This window comes from Peribacillus sp. NPDC060253 (assembly GCF_042727425.1).
Taxonomy (GTDB): Bacteria; Bacillota; Bacilli; order Bacillales; family DSM-1321; genus Peribacillus.
Genome location: NZ_JBHXAS010000051.1, coordinates 1 through 20,472, shown reverse-complemented (window position 1 = coordinate 20,472; position 20,472 = coordinate 1). Strand labels below are relative to the sequence as shown.

Here is a 20,472-nt window from a genome sequence, read left to right as displayed (position 1 = left end):
TAAAAGGGTAAAATTGAGGGAAAAAGCTCTTATACTTTAATAGTTAGCATATACAAAATGATTCCACTATAATTCAGGAAGGAGGAATCCTTAAATGAAGAAAATTTTAGTAGTAGAAGATGAATTGGCCATTTCAATGGTATTGAAAGCATATTTAGAGCGTGAAGGTTTTAATGTAGTCCAAGTATACGATGGGCTAAAGGCCATTCCTGTATTTGAAGAAACGACGCCGGACCTTGTCCTGCTTGATGTCATGCTGCCGGGAAAAGAAGGCTGGGATATATTGAAGGAAATCAGGGAGGACAATACATGCCCGGTTATCATGTTGACGGCACTGAATGATGTCGATTACCGATTATCCGGATTTAAGTCAGGTGCGGATGATTACATCTCTAAACCATTTGTTGCCGAGGAAGTCGTGGCACGGGTCCATGCCGTTTTAAGGAGATCCTCGACTGTTGTTGCGGTAGATGATCATGTACATGAGTTTGGGAGTTTAACCATCGATGATCAGTCTTATATGGTGCATTTGAATGGGAAAGAAATAAGTTTGACGCCACGTGATTTATCTCTTCTCATTTTTTTCGCTAAGCACCCTAATCAAATTTTTACGAGGGAGCAGCTGATCGATCAAGTGTGGGGCATGGATTATGATGGCAGTGACCGTGCCGTGGACCTGGCGATCAAACGAATCAGGAAGGCAATCGATGCATGGCCTGCAGCTGAAGGGGAAATAAAAACGTTGCGCGGATTGGGGTATCAATTGAGTGTCTATGAAAACTAAAAAAAGAACCACTTTACAACGTTATTGGACGAAGAGGTACGTATTGACCTTGATTTCAGGTTTAATATTATTGTCTGTTTTTTCCCTATGGTGGATGGAAAAAACAGCTTTGGAATATAGGCTTAGCCTCCTTAAGTACTTGGCTGATGAAACATCAGATCGGGCGATAAAGGAAAATGGACAGATAGTTGTTGGTCCGGTCCTTTCGGAGATTGTTGAGGAAAGGGAAAAAATCCTTCATCTGAACCAACAGCCGATCATCTATATCGTCGACACGGATGGCAGCATCATTTATACGATGCCTCAGTTGTATATCGATCCGGATGAAAACAAACTTCCAGACGTCATTATGAAAAATAGGGAATTAATTCAAAAGGTCAAGATTTCCGACAACAAAGTATATGTCGTCAAATCCCCCATTACGTTTAATGATGAGACGAGAGGGTGGGTGGTCATCGCACAGGAAGAAGCGGCATTAAAGGAAATCAACCAAGATCATGGCTTGCTGGCAATCATGATAGGAGGCCTTTTAATTCTTGGAACGGGAGTCATTTATTTTCTTTCGAGGCAGATTTCGCGACCAATCCAAGACGTAGCTAATGCCGCGGTCCAGGTACGTGAAGGCAACTATGATATCCATTTCAAAGAGGAAGAAGAAATAAAGGAAGAAGAAATTTATGAACTGATCGAATCATTTAAAGAAATGACCAATCGATTGAAGGCGATGGAGAAGCTACGGGCGGAATTACTCGCTGGTGTAACCCATGATTTGAAAACGCCTGTCACTTCCATTAGCGGACTCATACAAGCGGTTAAGGATGATGTCGTTACGGGAGAGCAGAGTAAGGAATTCTTGGATATTTCCTTAAAGGAAACCCAGCGGCTACAAGATATGATAGAAGATTTACTTAATTATAATGCCATATCTGCAGGCGCTTTTAAAATTCGAGTGCAACGGGAGAATATCAATAAATTCATCCAGGAAATCGCCTATCGCTGGCAAGTAACCCAGGATGATGATCAAGCGTTCGAGCTTGTTATAAAAGTTCCTGATGAACCAGTCTTTGGTCAAATAGATCCATTGCGGATGCAGCAAATTGTCATTAACCTTTTGAATAATGCCAGGCATGCTCTTGATGGCAACGGGAAAATAGCAATTCACCTTTATGAAAAGGAGGATGATCGAATCTGCATTGACGTCCAGGACAGTGGCCGAGGAATCCCGAAACATGAACAACAGTACGTGTTTGAACCATTTTATCGAGGTGAAAGCAAAAAGTTGAAGGTGCGTGGTTTAGGTTTAGGGCTGCCATTCAGCAAGATGCTAGCAAAAGCACAAAATGGGGATCTTGTACTGAAGGATAGCGATGAACAAGGCACCGCCTTTACGATCATTGTAGAGAAGGCGAATCAAATATAAAAAAAGGGTTGTCCAATTTAATGGACAACCCTTTTAGTTAAGCACCTGAGTGTTTAATGGTTTAAGCCAATTGGGAGATTGCTCGCCATAATTGGACATGACGGACCTTTCTTGGAAGGAAGCGTCCCATTTCTTCTTCATTATATCCGGCATGCAAGTTCTTATGGTCGAAAATGATCGGCCGGCGAAGTAAATCCGGATTATCTTGAATAAGCTTGCAAAGATCGTTAAGTGGTGTATTATTTATATCGATATTCAGGCTTTTGAATTTTTTAGAACGGGTTGAGATGATTTCATCTGTTCCGCCTTCTGTTTTACGTAAAATCTCTTTTATTTCTTCTATAGAAAGAGGTTGAGAATATAGGTTGCGTTCATTGTATGAAATTTCGTTTTTCTTAAGCCAAGCTTTTGCTTTACGACAGGCTAAACTGCTTGGAGTAGTATAAATTGTTACCATTTAAAATCGACTCCTTCAAAGTTTCAAGTTTATTGGAATGAAATTATTTTTACATTTGTGATACTCTTACTTTAACGTTTCTTTGTGTCAGCAAGATGTCAAGAAAAATAAACTTAAATGTTATTTTAAAAAGAAAGGGAGAAAACGAAATGAAATCTGCCTTTAATGAAACAAACTCGGTGATAATACAGAACAAGGATATACATACGTTGATATTTAACATGGATGCGAGGATAGTATCATGACAGAGGATTTTTGGTCACCTGTCAGGTTATCGATACAGGTAGCAGGACTAGCGGGCATCCTTGTGTTCTTTTTGGGGATTATCCTTGCACGATTGATGGCTAAAAAGAAATTCAAGGGAAGAGTCCTGCTTGAAACCGCATTTTTATTGCCGCTTGTTCTGCCACCCTCTGTCGTAGGTTTTTTATTGATTGTGATTTGGGGTAAAAACGGGGTGCCAGGCCAATTCATTGAAATGGTTTTTAACCAGCCGATCATGTTCACGTGGTGGGCGGCAGTCATTGCATCTATCGTTGTAGCTTTTCCCCTTATGTACCAATCCGCTAAAACAGGCTTTGAGGGAATAGATGAGGAAATAGAAAATGCAGCAAGGGTTGACGGGGCCGGCGAGTGGAGATTGTTCCTGAGTGTATCCCTTCCATTGGCGGTCAAATCCATCGTCACAGGTGCCATATTGAGTTCTGCACGTGCATTGGGGGAATTCGGGGCGACACTCATGTTTGCCGGAAACATTCCAGGCAAGACACAAACCATACCAACCGCGATTTATATTGCCATGGACTCCGGGAATATGACATTAGCTTGGCTGTGGGTTGCCGTGATCATTGTCATTTCTTTCATTATGCTTTTTGTGGTGACGTACATTAAATGAATGGTTTCTCTCCTATATGCTTATGAAAAAATAAGGTGCGGCTTCTATGTCTTCTTTATGGGTGAAGCCGTTTTAATATTGCGGAAGAGGGAGATTATTGTTTCTTATCAGTCTGTGTTATAATCGACAAACAATATGATCTAATGAAATGAGGAAGAAATTTGTTAACATTTGAAGAAAAATTAAGCATCATTGAGACTTTCCCGGAATTACAGCGAAAGGACGTTTCATTGGGACGTGTGAACTTTCATTATCCAGGGAGTGTCCAGGAGAAAAAAATCGTTGTTCAGCACTTGCATCCTAATGGAAATGGATTCGTTTACGCAGGGCATATGAGAAAAAAAGACACTGACCGTAAAGGGTTTATTAATATACGTGATTATAATGAAGCGGAATTAAAGGAATTGATCCAAAAAAGCATGGATTACCTATCTGAACCTCCGATTGAAATCGAAGAAGAGGAAAACGAGTTCGCTAGGTTAGAAGGAACATGGATTGGTCAAGAAAAACAAGAGCTTTCGCTTATTAGAGAAGATCAGCTCTGGAACGTGTACTCTGGTTCGAATTTGGAGGAGTGTTTCGAGAGCCCGATCGAGGCGGAGCGCTACTTACTAGACGAGGGATTCCGTCAAAGCAAGAAGCGAAAAATGTAGAATTTTAGGTTAATTTGTCGGTTGATTTACTGTGATATTCGTGTTTTTTTTTGATTTACCATGATATAATATGGGTAATTATTTTTGTTCGGTATAAGTTTGATAGAAGGATTTACTGTTATAGGATTCCTCTTGAAACATTATCCAGAACCAAAAATAGTAATAAAATGGATTTTTCCAAACACAGGAGGAACTATCATGGTACAAGGTAAAGTAAAATGGTTTAACGCAGAAAAAGGTTTCGGTTTCATCGAAGTTGAAGGCCAAGACGATGTATTCGTACATTTCTCAGCTATCCAAGGCGAAGGCTTCAAAACTCTTGAAGAAGGCCAAGAAGTTTCTTTCGAAATCGAGCAAGGCGCTCGCGGACCACAAGCAGCTAACGTTCAAAAATAATTGAACGCTTATAAAAAAGACTCCATTCTGGAGTCTTTTTATTTTTCATTAAAAGGGAAACATTGATTAATCCTCTTTTTTACTGGCCATTTTCTTTAGTACTTCATCCAATTTTTCTTCAATCCGTTTAGAACGATTAAAATGACGTGACAGGTATAACACGATGAATATAACGAATACGAAAAGTGCTAGCATAAAAAGTATAGGTAGTAACTGAGTGATATTAGCCATGAATATCTCCTTTTTCCTTCATTATACTTCATGTTTAATCGTACTATGATATAGGCAGCTAAAGTTTTTATAAAGTGACTGAAAGGGATATGCGAAAACGCATATCCCTTTCAGTCAGTTCTGGAATAGTGAGGCGAACTTCTTAAGTCTGGACAAGTCTGATTCTTGATACATCTGTTCTATTTTCAATGTCACCAATAACTGGCTCTTGGCAAATAGCATGTCCCGGAAATGATCGACCGCCCCGCAAAAATGATTATAGTTGGTTTCACCAGTTCCGAAGACTCCCGTTTTCAGATGAGCAATAGGCAGCTGTTCAAGTTCTTTATAAAGGGCTGCTGATTTAGCAGGGAGCTCTCCATTACCCCATGTATAGGTGCCGACGATCAAGGCATCGTAATCAGGCAATGTACGTAAATCGAATTCATTTATTCGATATAGTCCAGCTTCAGGTAAAAGGGAGGCGATGGCTTCAGCAAGCGCTTTTGTATTGCCGCCGGCTGAATGATAGACAATGGCAACTTTAGAGCTCATCGAACCCATTGCTGGCATTTACTTGACTGTATGTCCTGGACTTCTGCTCGAAGAAATCGGTTTTGGTAAGGCCGATGGATTCATCATCGAACGTTTTGATCCATGGCATCGGGTTCTCGCTATACTCTTTATACAAGTTCTCAAGCCCTAGCATGCGCAGTCGTTTGTTGGCAATGTATTCGATGTACTCGTTGAATTCTTCCAAGTCGAGATCTGCTTTGGTTTGGATATCCTCAAGCATATACTCAGACCATTCTTTTTCAAGTTCGACGGCTTTTTCAATCGTTGTATAGATGAATTTCGTGTTTTCTTCATTATTTAACTCCGGGTATTCATACATCAAGATTTGTACGAGCATTCCGATGAAATCGAAGTGAACCATTTCATCGCGATGTATATAGGAAATCATCGTAGCCGAACCAGTCATTAGGTTTTGACGCCCTAAGTTGTAATAGAAGGCGAATGCCAGGTAGAAATAAATACCTTCGAGGTTCGTGGAATGGATGAGTGCTTCAAATAAGTGTTGAGGACTAGGATCGTCCACAAACGTTTGATAGGCATCCACAATCGGTTGATTCCGCTTTATCACTTCAGGGTGTTCTTTAATGCGATCGAAAAGCTGTTTTTGCTTGCCTACCGGAATCAAGGAAGCAAGGATATAGGAATAAGATTCATTATGAATAGATTCCTGCTGGGCCATGTTGGCCAGGATCGCTTTTGCTGCCGGGTCTTTGATGTAACGAAGGATTTCCACTAAAGTCGGCGTTTGAAGGCTGTCCATTCCTGCAATCATCGTAAGGATATCAAGGAAAGCATCCTGGATATCTTCATCTAATTCGCCCCACTGCTTTTTATCCTGAATCATGTTCACGCTCGAAGGCTTCCAAAAGTTATTGATGAGTTGTGTATACGTATCATAGAATTTTTCATACTGAATATCGTTCCAAAGGAGAAAGCCTGAAGCTTCCCCTTTGAATACGCCCGTTGCTTTAGTTGGATGCGTAGGTTCGAGCATCCGGATTTTTTTGATATGATTGGCCATTCGTAAAACTCCTTTAAAAATAGATTACTGATTTGATCGTTAACTTGAGCAACTTTCGCAGGCATTATCATATTCAGATGAAGTGGAACGAACATAATATGTTGATTTCAATCCGCTTTCCCATGCTGTTAAATGGATATCCAATAGAACTTTAGCCTTGATTGTGTTGTGGACATACAGGTTAAAGCTGATAGCTTGGTCAATATGACGCTGACGGGCTGCATTTTGTCTGATGCTTTCCAGTTGGTCCAAGTTAAATCGTGTTTTTTTATAATATTCATACGTATTAGGCGTCAATCCGGGTGCTGTCACTTTGAATTTGAAGTTTTTCTTTTCTTCATAAAATTCAATTTCATACAAGGGATCGATGCCATCCGTGGAATTACCGATTTTAGCGGTCGATGAATTGGGGGCGATGGCCATTAAATATCCATTACGGGTCCCATGTTCCTGTACGTTTGCTTTTAAATCGATCCATTTTTGATCCGTATAGTCACGCAGTTCGAAATATTCGCCTGTATGCCAATCCGATCCTTCGAAATATGGGTATGACCCTTTTTCCTTGGCCAACTCATTGGATGCCTTGATTGTTAAGTAAGCGATCTTTTCGTATAAAGCATCGGCATATTGAACTGCCTCATCAGATTCCCAATAAATATTCTGGGTAGCAAGTAAATGATGCCATCCAAATGTTCCTAAGCCAATTGCCCGGTAACGTTTGTTCGAGATGGATGCCTGCTTGACCGGAAGATTATTCACATCAATGACGTTATCCAGCATCCGGATCTGAATGGGAATCAACCTTTCCAAAACATCACTGCTCACCGCACGGGGCAAGTTGATGGATGAAAGGTTGCAGACAACGAAATCACCGCTTTTACGAACTACAACGACATCGCCATCTTCCGTTTCGTATTCATCCGTGATCGTCGAAGGACTTAAGTTTTGAGCTATCTCTGTGCAAAGGTTAGAACAATAAATCATACCCTTATGTTTATTCGGGTTCTTCCGGTTCACTTCATCGCGGTAGAACATATATGGAACGCCTTCTTCTAATTGGGAAATCATGATGCTTTTCATGATTTCCATCGCATTGATTTTTTCAAAGCTATAATTTGGAAGAATGCCATTTTCTGCTGCCTCGACGGCAAGTGCGTAATGTGTCCTGAAGCTTCCTTCACCTTTCTTCTCGTCATAAAGATCTTCAAGTGAGAATCCAAGTGTTTGCTTGACGGTGTGCGGGTCGAACAGATACCATTCTTTTCTGTCGCGTACAGCCTCCATGAATAAATCAGGTATGCATACACCTGTAAAAATATCATGGGCTTTTAATCTGTCATCCCCGTTTTGCGTCTTCAAATCAAGGAAGCTCATGATATCTTTATGCCAGGCATCCAAGTATATCGCGATGGCACCTTTACGTTGACCCAATTGATCGACACTGACAGCTGTCTGGTTGAATAGTCGAATCCAGGGTGTTGTGCCGGAACTATTTCCAGAGAAGCCACGGATATCAGAACCAAGCGACCGAATCTTTCCTACATAAAGTCCGACACCACCGCCGAATTTAGATACTTTTGCAGCATCGTAGTTAGATAGATAGATGCCGTCAATGGAATCTTCGATGGCATCGATAAAGCAAGAGCTTAACTGTCCGTGTGTTTTACCGGCATTCGATAGTGTAGGGGTCGCAACAGTCATATAAAGATTGGACATGGCCCAGTAAGCTTCTTTTATAAGTTGCAGGCGGTGCTCCGTTTTTTCCAATCGCATGATTTCCATCGCGATGATCATGAAGCGCTCTTGAGGCAGTTCATAGACCTTGTCTCTTTTTGGGCGGGCTAGGTAGCGATCGTTTAATAAGTAGATGCCTATGTAAGAAAAAAGTTTATCTCTTTCCGGGTCAATCATCGAACCCAATTCCTCGATTTCAGCTTTCGTATAAGAAGCTAGCAGTTCTGATTTATAAATGGGATACCGCTGGCCATCTTGTAGTTGGGAGAGTTCCGAAATCAGTTCATAAAATGGGCCATAACTCATGCCTTCATAACCTCGATTGGCTTGTGCATCCCTATACATCGTATTCAACAGTTCTGCAGCAGCAACGAATGTCCAATCTGGAGCATCGATATCCACACTTTCAAGAGCAAGCTGAATCAGTTTTTTTGAAGCCTGTTCTTCGGTTGAGTCACTTTTGCGATCAAGCCATTTTGTAAAACGCTTTTTGAACTTTTCCATATCGAGACGGCCTTCGAATTCCTTCGATAACATTTCAAGCCGAATGGAGTTCGTTTCGGTGTCATTTTCGCTTATAATAGAGTTATATGTTTGAGTCATTAATAATCCTCCTTGTAAAAATCCACTAAATAAAAAAACCGCCCAATGAATTGAGCGGATCAAACGATAGAATAAAGAGCCATGAAAAAATAGCCGTTAAACTATCGTTTCATCATCTCAATCCCCGAAGAATAAGAAACGTGAAAAAATCAAGGCAGGTCTCCTGACTCATGATCATCCTACTTTGAGTCCTTCCCGTATAGAGAGCTATACAGTGGTTTTCTCATTTCGTCACATTTACAGTTGCGGGGACAGTTCCGGGTTTGCACCGGATTCCCTTTTCAGCCATCACTGGCACCTTGGATTATAAAAAATTCTATATATAGTTAGTAGTGTTGTTTGTGTAATCAATATCTAGTATTTCTGCTTATATTATCGTAAGCCATATACGATGATAATTCAACTAATATATTTGAGAAAAACCAACCCTTATCTATTGACAAAGTGAAGGTGGAGGGAAAAGGAATGAAAGATTTTATTGGATAATGGACAATTCAAGCACTGAATTTACGGGCATTTGTGTTAAAATAAAGTGTATTGTAAAGGTGGCTCTCCTTTATTGCGCTGAGGGGATTCGCGGAAAAATATTTATGAAAAAGGAGATAAAATCTTGGAAAAAGTATTAGTTTTTGGACATAAAAACCCGGATACAGACACAATCTGTTCAGCAATCGCATATGCAGATCTGAAAAAGCAACTAGGTATCAACGCTGAACCAGTTCGTCTGGGTGAAGTGAATGGTGAAACTCAATTTGCGTTGGATCAATTTAATTTCGAAGCTCCTCGTCTTGTGGAAAAAGTGGCAGGGGAAGCGGATGGCGTGATCCTTGTCGATCACAACGAACGCCAGCAAAGTGCTGAAGATATTGACCAAGTCCGTGTGCTGGAAGTTATCGACCATCACCGTATCGCTAACTTTGAAACAAGCGATCCTTTATATTACCGTGCGGAACCAGTTGGCTGTACGGCAACTATTTTAAATAAAATCTATAAAGAAAACGGAATTGAAGTCCCTAAAGCAATTGCAGGACTTATGCTGTCTGCCATCATTTCCGATTCTTTATTGTTCAAATCCCCGACCTGCACAGAGCAAGACGTTGCAGCAGCTATGGAACTGGCTGATATTGCAGGAGTCAATGCCGAAGCATATGGCTTGGAAATGTTGAAGGCGGGAGCTGATTTAAGCGACAAAACGATTGCCCAGCTAATCACTCTTGATGCAAAAGAATTCTCCATGGGAATGGCTAAAGTGGAAATAGCCCAGGTGAATGCCGTAGATCCGAACGAAGTGCTTGCCAAGCAAGCCGAATTGGAAGCAGCAATTGAAGAGGTCATCTCTGTGAAGGAATTGGATTTATTCCTATTCGTTGTAACGGATATCTTGACCAATGATTCTGTTGCCCTTGCTCTTGGAAAAGCTGCGAATGCAGTGGAAAAAGCATATAACGTCACATTAAACAATAACATAGCCGTCTTAGAAGGCGTTGTATCGCGTAAAAAACAAATCGTGCCGATTTTAACGGACACATTAAGTAAATAATAGAGAAAAAGGGGTGCTTTTCGGGCACCCTTTTTCATGCGCAAAAAAAGACCCAAACACTCCCATATAATGGTGTTTGAGTCTTTTTAACTTAATTCAAAGCATCCTTCTCTTTTTCATAGGCGATGACAATCAGTTCTTTATTGGCTTCCTCGCCAAGTTTGCTTTCAAAGTTTTTCAGTTCATTCAATAAATCAGGTGACAGATTTGCTGCCGAATAATCCTGTTGGGATGTCATGAATTTTTCGCTCCTTCCAAATAGTTTTCATGTATCTATTTTGTCGGTTTGAAACGTTTCTATTCAGCAGAATTTTACTTCTTCAAGATATTTTACTTTCTGTAGTGGCGAGTTTTTCAAGCAATAAGGAACTTTCATGATCAAGACCTTGCACTTTGACGGGTGTACCGTGAAGCTGATATTTAAGAACAATCTTATCAACGGCACCGACAGCAGACGCATCCCATATTTTAGATTGGGAAAAATCGATGATGATCACATCTGCTTTCTCCTTAGAATCGAACTTCGAAATAAAGTCCTCCACTGAAGCGAAAAATATTTGCCCGCTGATACGATAAATGATTTTCTTACCCTGGATGTCTGCCGTTTTCTCCACGGTCACTTTAGAAATTTTTGCTGAAAAGAAAATCATGCTCAAAAGCACTCCAGCAAAAACCCCTTTTGATAAATCATGCGTATAAAGAACAATGAGAACCGTCACGATCATCACGGCTGAATCCGTCTTTGGAGCCACCTTGAGCCTTTTTAGGGAGGACCAGTCAAATGTTCCGATGGAAACCATGATCATGACCGCGACAAGTGCAGCCATCGGTATTTTTATAAGGACGTCATTGAATACCACGATTAATACCATAAGGAAAGCGCCAGCTACAAATGTCGAGAGACGGCCCCTTCCTCCTGACTTAATGTTGATACCGGATTGACCGATCATTGCACATCCTGCCATGCCCCCAAAACATCCGGCGATGATATTAGCAATGCCCTGGCCTTTAGCTTCCCTGTTTTTATTGCTGTCCGTGTCAGTCATCTCATCGACTATTTGGGCCGTCAACAAGGATTCAAGCAACCCGACAAACGCAAGGGCTATGGAATAAGGGAAAATGATCGCCAAAGTTTCTAAGGTCAAAGGGATATCTGGAAGCATGAACATCGGAAGTGCTTCTGTCAATTGTCCGATATCCCCAACCGTCCGCACCCCAGCACCCGTAGTAACTGCGACAATTGTCATGAATATGATGGCGACCAATGGCGAAGGGATGACTTTCGTGATCAGTGGAAAAAGATAAATGATAGCTAATGAAACAGCCGTCATGACATACATGATCCATGTCTCACCTACGAAATGGGTGAGCTGTGCCGTGAAAATCAAGATGGCTAAAGAATTCACAAAACCATTCATGACTGGCTTTGGGATGAACTTCATTAATTTCCCGATTTTTAAGACCCCTAGTAAAATTTGCAGCAAACCAGTCAGTATTGTTGCAGCAAGTAAATAGTTCAGACCGTGATCTTTAACAAGATCGACCATGACGAGTGCCATTGCTCCAGTGGCAGCCGATATCATTCCTGGCCTACCGCCGACAAAAGAGATGACAATGGCAATACAAAATGAGGCATATAAACCAACCATTGGGTCAACACCTGCAATGATCGAAAAGGCGATCGCCTCTGGAATCAATGCCAAGGCTACGACAATACCAGAAAGAACATCTGCCCTAATGTTGCCTGACCATTCTTGTTTGTATGCAGATGTATTCAAAGAAACACTCCTTTTATGTGTGTGAATTTCATTTTTTAACGCACTAAATTATAGCATGAGTCCTTCTTTCTATCTATATGGATTATTGAAACGGCAAATCAGGGGCTATTCATGTCTTATCATTTACAGGCGGTCGGCATAAGGGGGCAGGGTGTGTAAGATAGCTTTTGTTTATCGGAACGATGTACTTGTACCTATTAACCTTACATGGGAGTGATGAGGGTAGAACTGGCGAGTTCTATCAATTTCTAGGAGAAAGGAACCCATCAAGTGAAAAGGGACTAATTGTCCTTATGAATAATACTTGATTTACATTTTGTACATGTCACTTCTTTATAATGCTTGAATCTGATCTTTCGAAGGTCGCTTCTGGTCAACATGGCGAAAACATTATATCTTGTACCGCATGCACACGTATTTTTATCTTTAACAATGTGCCTCTCATCCGTATTAGCTGAATAAATGGTTGGAAAAAACATATATAACCCTCTTTTTTCTAATTTTAGGCAAATTAAAAATGGGGCAAGAAATAATTAATTAAACGATCTAATCAAGATAAATCTTGGCAACCCGGCTGCCATGACAACTAAGTTGTTGGTTTAGGCCCGTGGCTTTGCGTCTTTTACTTTCATAAAATTTGCCTATAATAATCTTAACATAAAATGTGATGCGTTTTTGAGGAGGAATAAAAATACTTATCAGTTTATGGTTCAAGTCTAAGGGGTGAGGAGGTCAAAGAAAAGTGATATCACTGCCTGTATCGGAATCCAGTTAGAGGTATCTATCTATCACTACATAAAAAAGCCTGCTTCCATCTGGAAGCAGGCTTTTTTGCGAAAAATGATCAATGTGATCTGGCTAGCTCTGGATTGCGGTGCATCGCGAAATAAAGGACAAGTCCAGCGATGAGAAGCAAGGTGCTGGTCGTGATGAAAACAGCGGAGAATCCATAGAAACCAGCGACCATTCCGCCCATTGCAGGTCCGATGATATTGCCTAAAAAGCGTAGACTCGTATTGTAACCAAGGACTTCCCCCTGCATTGCTACGGGTGCTTCTTGGCGAATGTAGGCAATCCTTACAGGAATGATGCCCCCTATTGCCATGCCTAGTATGAAACGTACAATGACAAGCTGCCAAAAATGATTGATGAAGGCACCAGGAAAGTAGACAAGTGCGGTCAGAAAAAGTAGCAGCACAAGGATCTTCACATGTCCATGCCGATCCCCAATTTTGCCCCAATGACGCGCCATCAATAAATTTCCAAGTCCCGCTGCAGAAAAGGCGATTCCAGAATAAAATCCAAGATTGGAAGTTCCATGCAACTCACCAACATATAAAGAAAGAATGGGCTGGATGCTGAAATGGGCAACTTGAACAAGTGTCGAAATGAGCATGACATTCACCAGGATGGGATTCCGTAAGATATGCGAGAGTACCTCTCTGCTTGTATAGCTCGACTTTGTTCCCTTTTGACGTTCCATTTGGTATTCCTTTGTTGCAAAAACGAGCAGTCCAGAAACGAAAATGGTGATCGAGGTGAATTTAAATGCGGTTGAATAGCCGAGTGTGTCGGCAAGTATGCCGCCAAGCAATGGTCCGAAAAGTGAACCGGTTATATTTCCCGTTTGCAGCGTTCCCAGTACGCGTCCGGCAATTTCTTTCGGAGTCTGGGTTGATATGAAGGCCTGTGACATGGAAATGAATCCAGTGAATATTCCTGTGAACATCCTTAAGACGAATAGCTGCCAAACATTTTCGACGAATCCCATCAAGAAAATGGACAGCCCCATCCCAAAGGCACAGACAATCAAGATTTTCTTTCTCCCATACCGGTCACCGATCCGTCCCCAAACAGGAGAAAATAAAAAGGCAGTCACAAAAGTGATTCCGAATGTCCATCCGGACCAATGCTGGATATATTCAGTAGAATAATCGCCGAATGTACCAATGTATAAAGATATGAATGGAAGAACCATTGTCATGCTTCCGCCTATGAAAAAATTTGCGAACCACATGATGAATAAATTCCGTTTAGCAATTTTATGAGCATTCATTTTACATGCAACACTTCTTTCTTAAAAATACTTCGGGTTCCTAAATAATAGTATACAGAAATTAACTAATTTATTAAATGTATTTGACTTTGGTTATAGAATTTGACTTTGGATATAGAATTTGACTTCGGATAAAATAGTAGGTTTTTTAATGAATGTGCAAATGTTATAATGTGAAAATATTGATTTTTCAGAAAAATTTATTTATTTACAAATTAAAGGAGTTTATAACATGTTAACTATTCTAGGATTTTGCATGATTTTAACGTTTCTGGTCTTAGTCATCACAAAGCGTCTCTCCGTAGTCGTCGCTTTTATTTTTACGGCGATAGCTTTTGGTTTGATTGGCGGGTTTGCGTCCGAAATGGGAGAAATGATGGTCACAGGTATTTTAAAGGTGACACCAACGGCTGTCATGATTGTTTTTGCTATTTTATATTTTGGTTTAATGATTGACGTTGGTTTATTCGAGCCTATGATCGCTAAAATTTTGAGTTTTGTAAAAGGTGATCCGCTTAAGGTTGTCATGGCGACAGCCATCATAACCATATTGGTAGGTTTGGATGGAGACGGTTCATCCACATTCATGATCACCGTTTCGGCCATGCTGCCGCTTTATATGAAATTAGGGATGAACCGACTCGTATTGGCCTGTGTCGTTGGTTTAGGTGCAGGAGTCATGAATATGATTCCTTGGGGAGGTCCGTTGGTAAGAGCGGCCGCGAGCCTGCAAGTTGAAGTATCGGATTTATTAATACCGCTTATTCCGGTCATGATTTGCGGTCTTTTATGGACCCTGTTTTCGGCATATGTACTTGGCAAAAAGGAAAGAGAGAGAGTAGGAGTCAGTTCGATGGAGACGACCATGCCACCCGGTATGAGCGAACAGGCTGCAACTGCAGAAACCACATCTAAACGACCATCTAAGCTTTTTTGGTTTAATTGGCTCTTGACGATTTTACTGATGGTATTGTTGGTGATGGAAGTGCTGCCAATCCAAATCTTGTTTGCCTCCGCTTTTGCGATAGCATTATTTGTTAACTTTCCGAATCCACAAGAACAGCAAGAAAGGATTTTAAGTCATGCCAACAGTTTCGTGATGATCTGTACACTCATTTTCGCTGCAGGGATTTTTACGGGTGTATTTACAGAAACAAAGATGATGGACTCGATGGCCGCGTCCATCGTAACCGTCATTCCGGATTGGCTCGGGGCACATTTGCCACTGGTGGTGGCGCTGACGAGCATTCCGATGGGGTTCATTTTTTCACCTGATGCCTATTACTTCGGCATTCTGCCTATCATCAGTGAAACCGCCTCCAACTTTGGTATTGCCCCTGTAGAAATCGGAAGGGCGGCTTTATTAGGTCATTCGACCACAGGGTTCCCATTATCGCCATTGGTACCTGCAACATTCATATTGATAGGCCTTGTAGGCGTGGATTTTGGGGATCACCAAAAATTCTTGTTTAAATGGGCGTTTGGGACAACCATCATCATGACGATTGCAGCCATTACTTTCGGTGTCATCACTTTGTGAAAATGGAGCCCATATGCCTTAGGGGAATATCGTTGACTGTGAATTTAGTAATAGGTTTACTCTCACTAGTGAAATCTATTTTCCTATTTAGCCCGCTTTTTGTTTATTCTTCCATAATAGTGGAAAGTAATAAGTAGAATATACATATAAGAGAGCGAGGGTATTTATCATGAACTATAAACAAAAACTTATGCTTCCCATGTGTGCTGCCTTTATACTGTATGGATGTAATTCCGCGGATGATACAGATCAGGCCGGCAAAAATGCCGAGGACATGAATACAGTGGGACAAGGAACACAAACAGATGTAGATCCCCAGGTGAAAGCGGAAGTAAAAGATGTTGAAGGTAAAAAATTAGGTACTGTCAATTTTACCGCGGAAGAGAATGCTGTAGTGATCCAGACAGCTTTGGAAGGTCTAGAGCCAGGCTATCATGGCTTCCATATTCATGAAAACGCAATATGTGAGGTGGATGCCAAGGATGGCCCTTTCACTACAGCGGGAGGACACTTCAATCCAACTTCTGAAACGCACTCACATCATGCAGGGGATATGCCCCCTCTATTTGTAAAAGAGGATGGGACGGCAAAATATACGGCAACATTGGATAATATGACGATAGATCAACTGAAGAAAGAAGAGTTAGCTGTCATTGTTCATGCAAATCCAGACAACTTTGCCAATATTCCTGACCGATATGAAGCCAATGGAGAAAAGGGACCTGATGAAGATACCTTGAAAACTGGTGATGCGGGAGATAGACAAGCTTGTGGAATAGTTGTAAGTGCAGAAGAAAAATAAATTTAATGGAAACAAGAGAGAGAAATTCTTCGAAAGAGGAATCGCTCAGGTTGTAGACAAAAAGGTTTCGGAATGGTCTCATTCCGAAACCTTTTTGATTTTTTATTGGATTTGAAGCAGCTATAGAGAATAGTGACCTCTCCAAGTCTAGTTGGCGACCTTCTTCTCATTCATGGCAGCGAAAGTAAGTATCGCCTGCATCGACAATTTTTTAATTCCCTTAAAGTAGTCCAACCTATACCATGCTTTTCTTTTGCATCTGTGAGTACACGCTCTATCGTTTCTTTGCGTTTCACATATATAGGTCTTACCTCTTCATGATGACGATCTGCTTCTTTCCAATATTCTTGCCAAATATAGCGTGTCACCACTTTCTGAAGGTCTTTACTTTCTGTACACTGTGATAAAAATGAACAAGCCGCACAAATGGATTTCAATGGTTTTTTACTCAGGATAGCCCTCTTTATTTGTTGTTGGGTACTTTAAAAATCTCGCCCGAAGCAAAAGGGATTCTATCTCAATGTTAAAACAAGTTGATTGGAACGTAAGGTACGAGACTCCTGCGGGAATATGCGTCCAAGGGAGACCCCGCAGGCGCAAAGCGAGTGCCTGGAGGAGAATTTGTCTACAGTCTGGGCGAGTCTTAGAAAGAGGAATCTCTTTTTCTTGGAATATCAAGAAAATCATAATTAGTAGGATTAGATGATTTAATTTTAAAAAATCTGAATGAAGAAAGATGCAGCCAAATAAATTCTAAACTTCCGATTAGTGTTGCAAGAAGCTTTAAAATGATTGGGTTTGAGATGGGGTATGAAGCTCCCTTTAGGAGTTAGTGGGTTATTTCTTTCTTTTTATGATTAAAGAAGGTTTTTTCTATTTTGATATAGAAGTAAGAGAGTAAGGAATATTGCGGTTAGAAAAAGTTTATCGTGAATCTAAGCAGTGAGATGAAGAAAAAGGCTCAGGTTTAGTATAGGGAAATAAGATTTAGTTTCTTTATGAGGGGATTGAATGAAGGATATTGAAAAAACCCGAATAGGGAACATGTCCACTGATTCGGGTTGCTTAATCATTTTGCCGTAATGGCTTCTTCGATTTTTTGTAATCTCTCAGCAACTTCTTCTTCAGAAAGGTTATGCTCGACTACATAGCGGTTACGCGGATGCACTCGGCATTCGTGGGTACAGCTGCGCATATGTTTGTGTTCGTTCTCTTCACTGCAAAGGATTTTCTTGTTGCATTCAGGGTTAGCGCAATTGACATAGCGTTCACAAGGTTCACCGGAATAAATATCGCGTCCGACAATGACATGTTCCTTTTGATTGATAGGTACGGCAATTCTTTCATCGAATACATACATTTGGCCATCCCAAAGCTCACCTTGGACTTCGGGGTCCTTCCCGTATGTTGCGATGCCGCCATGCAGCTGGCTAACGTCCTCGAAGCCTTCTTCGACAAGCCAGCCGGAGAATTTCTCACAGCGGATACCGCCTGTGCAATACGTAAGGATTTTTTTTCCTTCGAACATTTGTTTATTTTCCCGGACCCAATCCGGAAGTTCACGGAAATTCGTGATTTCTGGCTTGATTGCACCCCTGAAATGTCCTAAATCAAATTCATAGTCATTTCTGGCATCAAGGACGATCGTGTTTTCATCTTGCATTTGCTCGAAGAATTCCTTCGGGCTCAAGTATTGGCCTGTCATCTGGTTCGGGTTGATGTCATCTTCCAATCGAAGCGTGACAAGTTCATTGCGTGGACGAACATGCATTTTTTTGAAAGCATGGCCATCAGCCTCATCTATTTTAAACACGATATCGGCAAAGCGGGAATCGCTTTTCATCATGTCCATATATTGGTTGGTTTGTTCGATCGTACCTGAAACAGTTCCGTTGATACCTTCTGATGCCACCAAGATACGGCCTTTCAATTCAAGGGCTTTACATGCCTCAAGATGCTCGGCTGTAAATTCTTCGTGATTCTCGATAGGTACATACAAATAATAAAGTAATACTCTATATGGTTTTGTTTCCATTTTTTATTTACCACCTATGTTTTATATTTGCAAGATATAAAGGGTGATCATCTAGACACTTTTCTCTTACAGACAATCATTATACCAAGAAAACGTAAAAATGATAAGGGCATGTAGAAAAATCAAAAGGAGTTGTGTAGAATGTTCAAAGATTTACTGAGATATCCAATCATTCAAGCACCGATGGCAGGAGGGGCTTCCACTCCAAAGCTTGCGGCTTCAGTATCCAATGCAGGAGGATTGGGCTTTCTTGCCGCTGGCTATAAGACTGCCGAAGATATGAAAGCAGAGATAGCGCAGACGCGTCAAATGACCGAGCGACCATTTGGCGTGAATGTTTTTGTGCCTGGTCATGAGGTGGTGGATGAAAGGTTATTATCTGCCTATCATGAAAAAATTGAAAAAGAGGCAAAGAGTGTGGGGGCTGCGATTGGAAAGGCCGACAGCGATGATGATGATTGGCAAAATAAATTAACTGCATTAAAAGAGGCCCGGATGGCGATCGTCAGTTTTACGTTTGGGTGTCCTTCATCTGATGTAATAAGCGAGCTCCAAAGCGTCGGTACCCTTATTGTCGTGACAGTAACCAACCTTCAGGAAGCAAAAAAGGCAGCGGATGCAGGTGCGGATGTGCTATGTGTTCAGGGCATTGAGGCAGGGGGACATCGTGCCAGTTTTGAAAACCGCACAGAAGATGATTACGGTCTTTTAGTATTGATACGGATGATTGAAAATGAACTGAAGTTACCTATCATTGCGGCGGGTGGACTGATGCATGGAAAGGATATCGCTGCCGTGCTCGCAGCAGGAGCAACAGCAGCGCAATTGGGAACAGCTTTTCTTCGCTGTCCCGAAAGCGGGGCAAGTCCCGTTCATAAAGAAGCTCTCGGAAATCCGCGATTTACTCGGACCTCAGTTACCCGGGCCTTCAGCGGCCGAAGGGCACGCGGTTTGGTGAACCATTTTTTAACGGAATATGATAGCGTTGCACCAACCGCCTATCCTTATGTCCATCACATGACCAAGCAAATGCGAAAAGCGGCAGGACAAAAAAACAATCCTGAACTGATGGCTTTGTGGGCAGGGCAGGGGTTTAGGTTGAGCAGGGAGCTTCCGGCATCCGAATTGATGGAACTCCTTTTAGAAGAACTAAAATGAGGGAAGGGTTTGTGTGGAGATAAGAAAACTAGATATGGAAGAGTCACCGCCGATGCACTTGTTGCTTTTGGCAGATCCTTCAAGGGAATTGGTAGAGGCATACTTGGGAAGTGGAACATGCTTTGTTGCCGAGATGGATAAGCAGATGATCGGGGTGTATGTTTTGCTGCAAAAAGGTCCTGAACTGATAGAGATAATGAACATTGCGGTGGATGAAAGGCTCCATGGAAGGGGAATCGGAAAACGATTGATAGAACATGCCATTCACTATGCAAGGAAACAAGGTTATAAAACGATTGAAATAGGAACTGGAAATTCGGGGATAGGGCAGCTTGCCCTTTACCAAAAATGCGGTTTTAGAATAACTGGGGTCGATCGCGATTTTTTTAATAGAAACTATTCCGGGGCCATATATGAAAATGGGATTCAGTGCCAGGATATGATTCGCTTGTCACAAAGTATTTAGACTAGCACTGATCATCCAAGTTTGACTTAAAAGCTTTACAGTCAAAAGTGCACGTCGAATTGCTTAGGGGGAATGAGCTTGTTCTTTGGAGATATGATTTATCTTCTTTTTGCTTTGCTAATGCCGCTTTTATTTGCGATTGGCGTTTTCATATTCATTCGATCAACGAAAAGTCAAAAGGATTCTTTTTTGAAAATTGAATCGAATCATAAAGACCCACATGAAAAATAGCAAGCGAAAAGAGTGCCAAAATAATGAACTGCACCCCAATTGTTAGACAACATCTAACAATTGGAGGTGCAGTTTTTTTGACTAAATATACGATAGACGAAAAATTACATGCAGTTT

Annotated in this window: 20 protein-coding genes, 1 pseudogene and 2 riboswitches; of the genes and pseudogenes, 11 read left to right on the top strand and 10 right to left on the bottom strand. The window is 41.3% G+C overall.

Annotation, left to right across the window (positions count from 1 at the left end; translation table 11 throughout):
* Nucleotides 1-94: 94 nt before the first annotated feature.
* Nucleotides 95-784, top strand: coding sequence for a response regulator transcription factor (locus ACFWE9_RS14595; RefSeq protein ID WP_230157121.1), 690 nt, complete (start codon nucleotides 95-97; stop codon nucleotides 782-784).
* Nucleotides 774-2,204 carry a HAMP domain-containing sensor histidine kinase gene (locus tag ACFWE9_RS14590; protein ID WP_230157413.1) on the top strand — a complete coding sequence of 477 codons (1,431 nt, stop codon included), beginning with the start codon at nucleotides 774-776 and terminating at the stop codon, nucleotides 2,202-2,204. Before ACFWE9_RS14595 ends, ACFWE9_RS14590 begins: the two co-directional genes overlap by 11 nt.
* A gap of 61 nt (nucleotides 2,205-2,265) precedes the next feature.
* On the opposite strand, the gene spx is transcribed toward ACFWE9_RS14590, so the two are convergent.
* On the bottom strand, nucleotides 2,266-2,661 hold the full coding sequence (gene spx, locus ACFWE9_RS14585; RefSeq protein ID WP_057912582.1) for a transcriptional regulator Spx: 396 nt from the start codon (nucleotides 2,659-2,661) through the stop codon (nucleotides 2,266-2,268).
* Between the two features lie 241 nt (nucleotides 2,662-2,902).
* Here spx and modB point away from each other — a divergent pair, with 241 nt between their 5' ends.
* The 3 genes from modB (at nucleotide 2,903) to ACFWE9_RS14570 (ending at nucleotide 4,605) form a co-directional block, all read left to right on the top strand.
* A complete protein-coding gene (gene modB, locus ACFWE9_RS14580; RefSeq protein ID WP_230157119.1) occupies nucleotides 2,903-3,556 on the top strand; it encodes a molybdate ABC transporter permease subunit in 654 nt (217 codons plus the stop codon).
* A gap of 161 nt (nucleotides 3,557-3,717) precedes the next feature.
* A complete protein-coding gene (locus ACFWE9_RS14575) occupies nucleotides 3,718-4,209 on the top strand; it encodes a hypothetical protein (protein ID WP_230157117.1) in 492 nt (163 codons plus the stop codon).
* A 198-nt stretch (nucleotides 4,210-4,407) separates the two neighbouring features.
* A complete protein-coding gene (locus ACFWE9_RS14570) occupies nucleotides 4,408-4,605 on the top strand; it encodes a cold-shock protein (protein WP_028393295.1) in 198 nt (65 codons plus the stop codon).
* A 66-nt stretch (nucleotides 4,606-4,671) separates the two neighbouring features.
* On the opposite strand, the gene ACFWE9_RS14565 is transcribed toward ACFWE9_RS14570, so the two are convergent.
* The 4 genes from ACFWE9_RS14565 to ACFWE9_RS14550 form a co-directional block, all read right to left on the bottom strand.
* Complete coding sequence (locus tag ACFWE9_RS14565; RefSeq protein ID WP_230157116.1) at nucleotides 4,672-4,836, bottom strand: hypothetical protein; 165 nt, start codon at nucleotides 4,834-4,836, stop codon at nucleotides 4,672-4,674.
* 114 nt (nucleotides 4,837-4,950) lie between these two features.
* The gene (locus tag ACFWE9_RS14560) at nucleotides 4,951-5,370 is read right to left on the bottom strand and encodes a flavodoxin domain-containing protein (RefSeq protein WP_230157115.1); all 420 of its coding nucleotides are present in this window, start codon (nucleotides 5,368-5,370) and stop codon (nucleotides 4,951-4,953) included.
* A complete protein-coding gene (locus ACFWE9_RS14555) occupies nucleotides 5,360-6,412 on the bottom strand; it encodes a ribonucleotide-diphosphate reductase subunit beta (protein WP_230157114.1) in 1,053 nt (350 codons plus the stop codon). The genes ACFWE9_RS14560 and ACFWE9_RS14555 overlap by 11 nt, the downstream gene beginning before the upstream one ends.
* A gap of 39 nt (nucleotides 6,413-6,451) precedes the next feature.
* On the bottom strand, nucleotides 6,452-8,749 hold the full coding sequence (locus tag ACFWE9_RS14550; protein WP_377357377.1) for a ribonucleoside-diphosphate reductase subunit alpha: 2,298 nt from the start codon (nucleotides 8,747-8,749) through the stop codon (nucleotides 6,452-6,454).
* A 136-nt stretch (nucleotides 8,750-8,885) separates the two neighbouring features.
* Nucleotides 8,886-9,066, bottom strand: a riboswitch (cobalamin riboswitch).
* 293 nt (nucleotides 9,067-9,359) lie between these two features.
* Here ACFWE9_RS14550 and ACFWE9_RS14545 point away from each other — a divergent pair.
* A complete protein-coding gene (locus tag ACFWE9_RS14545; RefSeq protein WP_230157112.1) occupies nucleotides 9,360-10,289 on the top strand; it encodes a manganese-dependent inorganic pyrophosphatase in 930 nt (309 codons plus the stop codon).
* A 91-nt stretch (nucleotides 10,290-10,380) separates the two neighbouring features.
* Here the strand turns inward: ACFWE9_RS14545 and ACFWE9_RS14540 are convergent, their stop codons facing one another.
* The 3 genes from ACFWE9_RS14540 to ACFWE9_RS14530 form a co-directional block, all read right to left on the bottom strand.
* On the bottom strand, nucleotides 10,381-10,527 hold the full coding sequence (locus ACFWE9_RS14540) for a hypothetical protein (RefSeq protein WP_230157111.1): 147 nt from the start codon (nucleotides 10,525-10,527) through the stop codon (nucleotides 10,381-10,383).
* Between the two features lie 82 nt (nucleotides 10,528-10,609).
* Nucleotides 10,610-12,067, bottom strand: a complete 1,458-nt coding sequence (locus ACFWE9_RS14535) for a SulP family inorganic anion transporter (protein WP_230157110.1) — start codon at nucleotides 12,065-12,067, stop codon at nucleotides 10,610-10,612.
* A gap of 561 nt (nucleotides 12,068-12,628) precedes the next feature.
* Nucleotides 12,629-12,719: riboswitch (cyclic di-GMP riboswitch) on the bottom strand.
* 192 nt (nucleotides 12,720-12,911) lie between these two features.
* Nucleotides 12,912-14,123, bottom strand: coding sequence for an MFS transporter (locus ACFWE9_RS14530; RefSeq protein ID WP_230157109.1), 1,212 nt, complete (start codon nucleotides 14,121-14,123; stop codon nucleotides 12,912-12,914).
* A 232-nt stretch (nucleotides 14,124-14,355) separates the two neighbouring features.
* Between ACFWE9_RS14530 and ACFWE9_RS14525 the strand changes: the two genes are divergently transcribed.
* Together ACFWE9_RS14525 and ACFWE9_RS14520 are read left to right on the top strand one after the other, a co-directional pair.
* Nucleotides 14,356-15,663 carry a CitMHS family transporter gene (locus tag ACFWE9_RS14525; protein WP_377357374.1) on the top strand — a complete coding sequence of 436 codons (1,308 nt, stop codon included), beginning with the start codon at nucleotides 14,356-14,358 and terminating at the stop codon, nucleotides 15,661-15,663.
* A 169-nt stretch (nucleotides 15,664-15,832) separates the two neighbouring features.
* Nucleotides 15,833-16,465 carry a superoxide dismutase family protein gene (locus ACFWE9_RS14520; protein ID WP_230157107.1) on the top strand — a complete coding sequence of 211 codons (633 nt, stop codon included), beginning with the start codon at nucleotides 15,833-15,835 and terminating at the stop codon, nucleotides 16,463-16,465.
* Nucleotides 16,466-16,612: 147 nt separating this feature from the next.
* Here the strand turns inward: ACFWE9_RS14520 and ACFWE9_RS14515 are convergent.
* Nucleotides 16,613-16,963: pseudogene (locus ACFWE9_RS14515) on the bottom strand (transposase); the annotation flags it as partial.
* Between the two features lie 571 nt (nucleotides 16,964-17,534).
* Nucleotides 17,535-18,500: an oxygen-dependent tRNA uridine(34) hydroxylase TrhO gene (gene trhO, locus ACFWE9_RS14510; protein WP_230157105.1), complete on the bottom strand. Its 966-nt coding sequence runs from the start codon at nucleotides 18,498-18,500 to the stop codon at nucleotides 17,535-17,537.
* Nucleotides 18,501-18,641: 141 nt separating this feature from the next.
* Between trhO and ACFWE9_RS14505 the strand changes: the two genes are divergently transcribed.
* The 3 genes from ACFWE9_RS14505 to ACFWE9_RS14495 all read left to right on the top strand — a co-directional run bounded on the left by ACFWE9_RS14505 (nucleotide 18,642) and on the right by ACFWE9_RS14495 (nucleotide 20,355).
* Nucleotides 18,642-19,658, top strand: a complete 1,017-nt coding sequence (locus ACFWE9_RS14505; RefSeq protein WP_230157103.1) for a nitronate monooxygenase — start codon at nucleotides 18,642-18,644, stop codon at nucleotides 19,656-19,658.
* Between the two features lie 13 nt (nucleotides 19,659-19,671).
* Nucleotides 19,672-20,124: a GNAT family N-acetyltransferase gene (locus ACFWE9_RS14500; protein ID WP_377357371.1), complete on the top strand. Its 453-nt coding sequence runs from the start codon at nucleotides 19,672-19,674 to the stop codon at nucleotides 20,122-20,124.
* A gap of 78 nt (nucleotides 20,125-20,202) precedes the next feature.
* The gene (locus ACFWE9_RS14495) at nucleotides 20,203-20,355 is read left to right on the top strand and encodes a hypothetical protein (RefSeq protein ID WP_230157101.1); all 153 of its coding nucleotides are present in this window, start codon (nucleotides 20,203-20,205) and stop codon (nucleotides 20,353-20,355) included.
* Nucleotides 20,356-20,472: the final 117 nt, after the last annotated feature.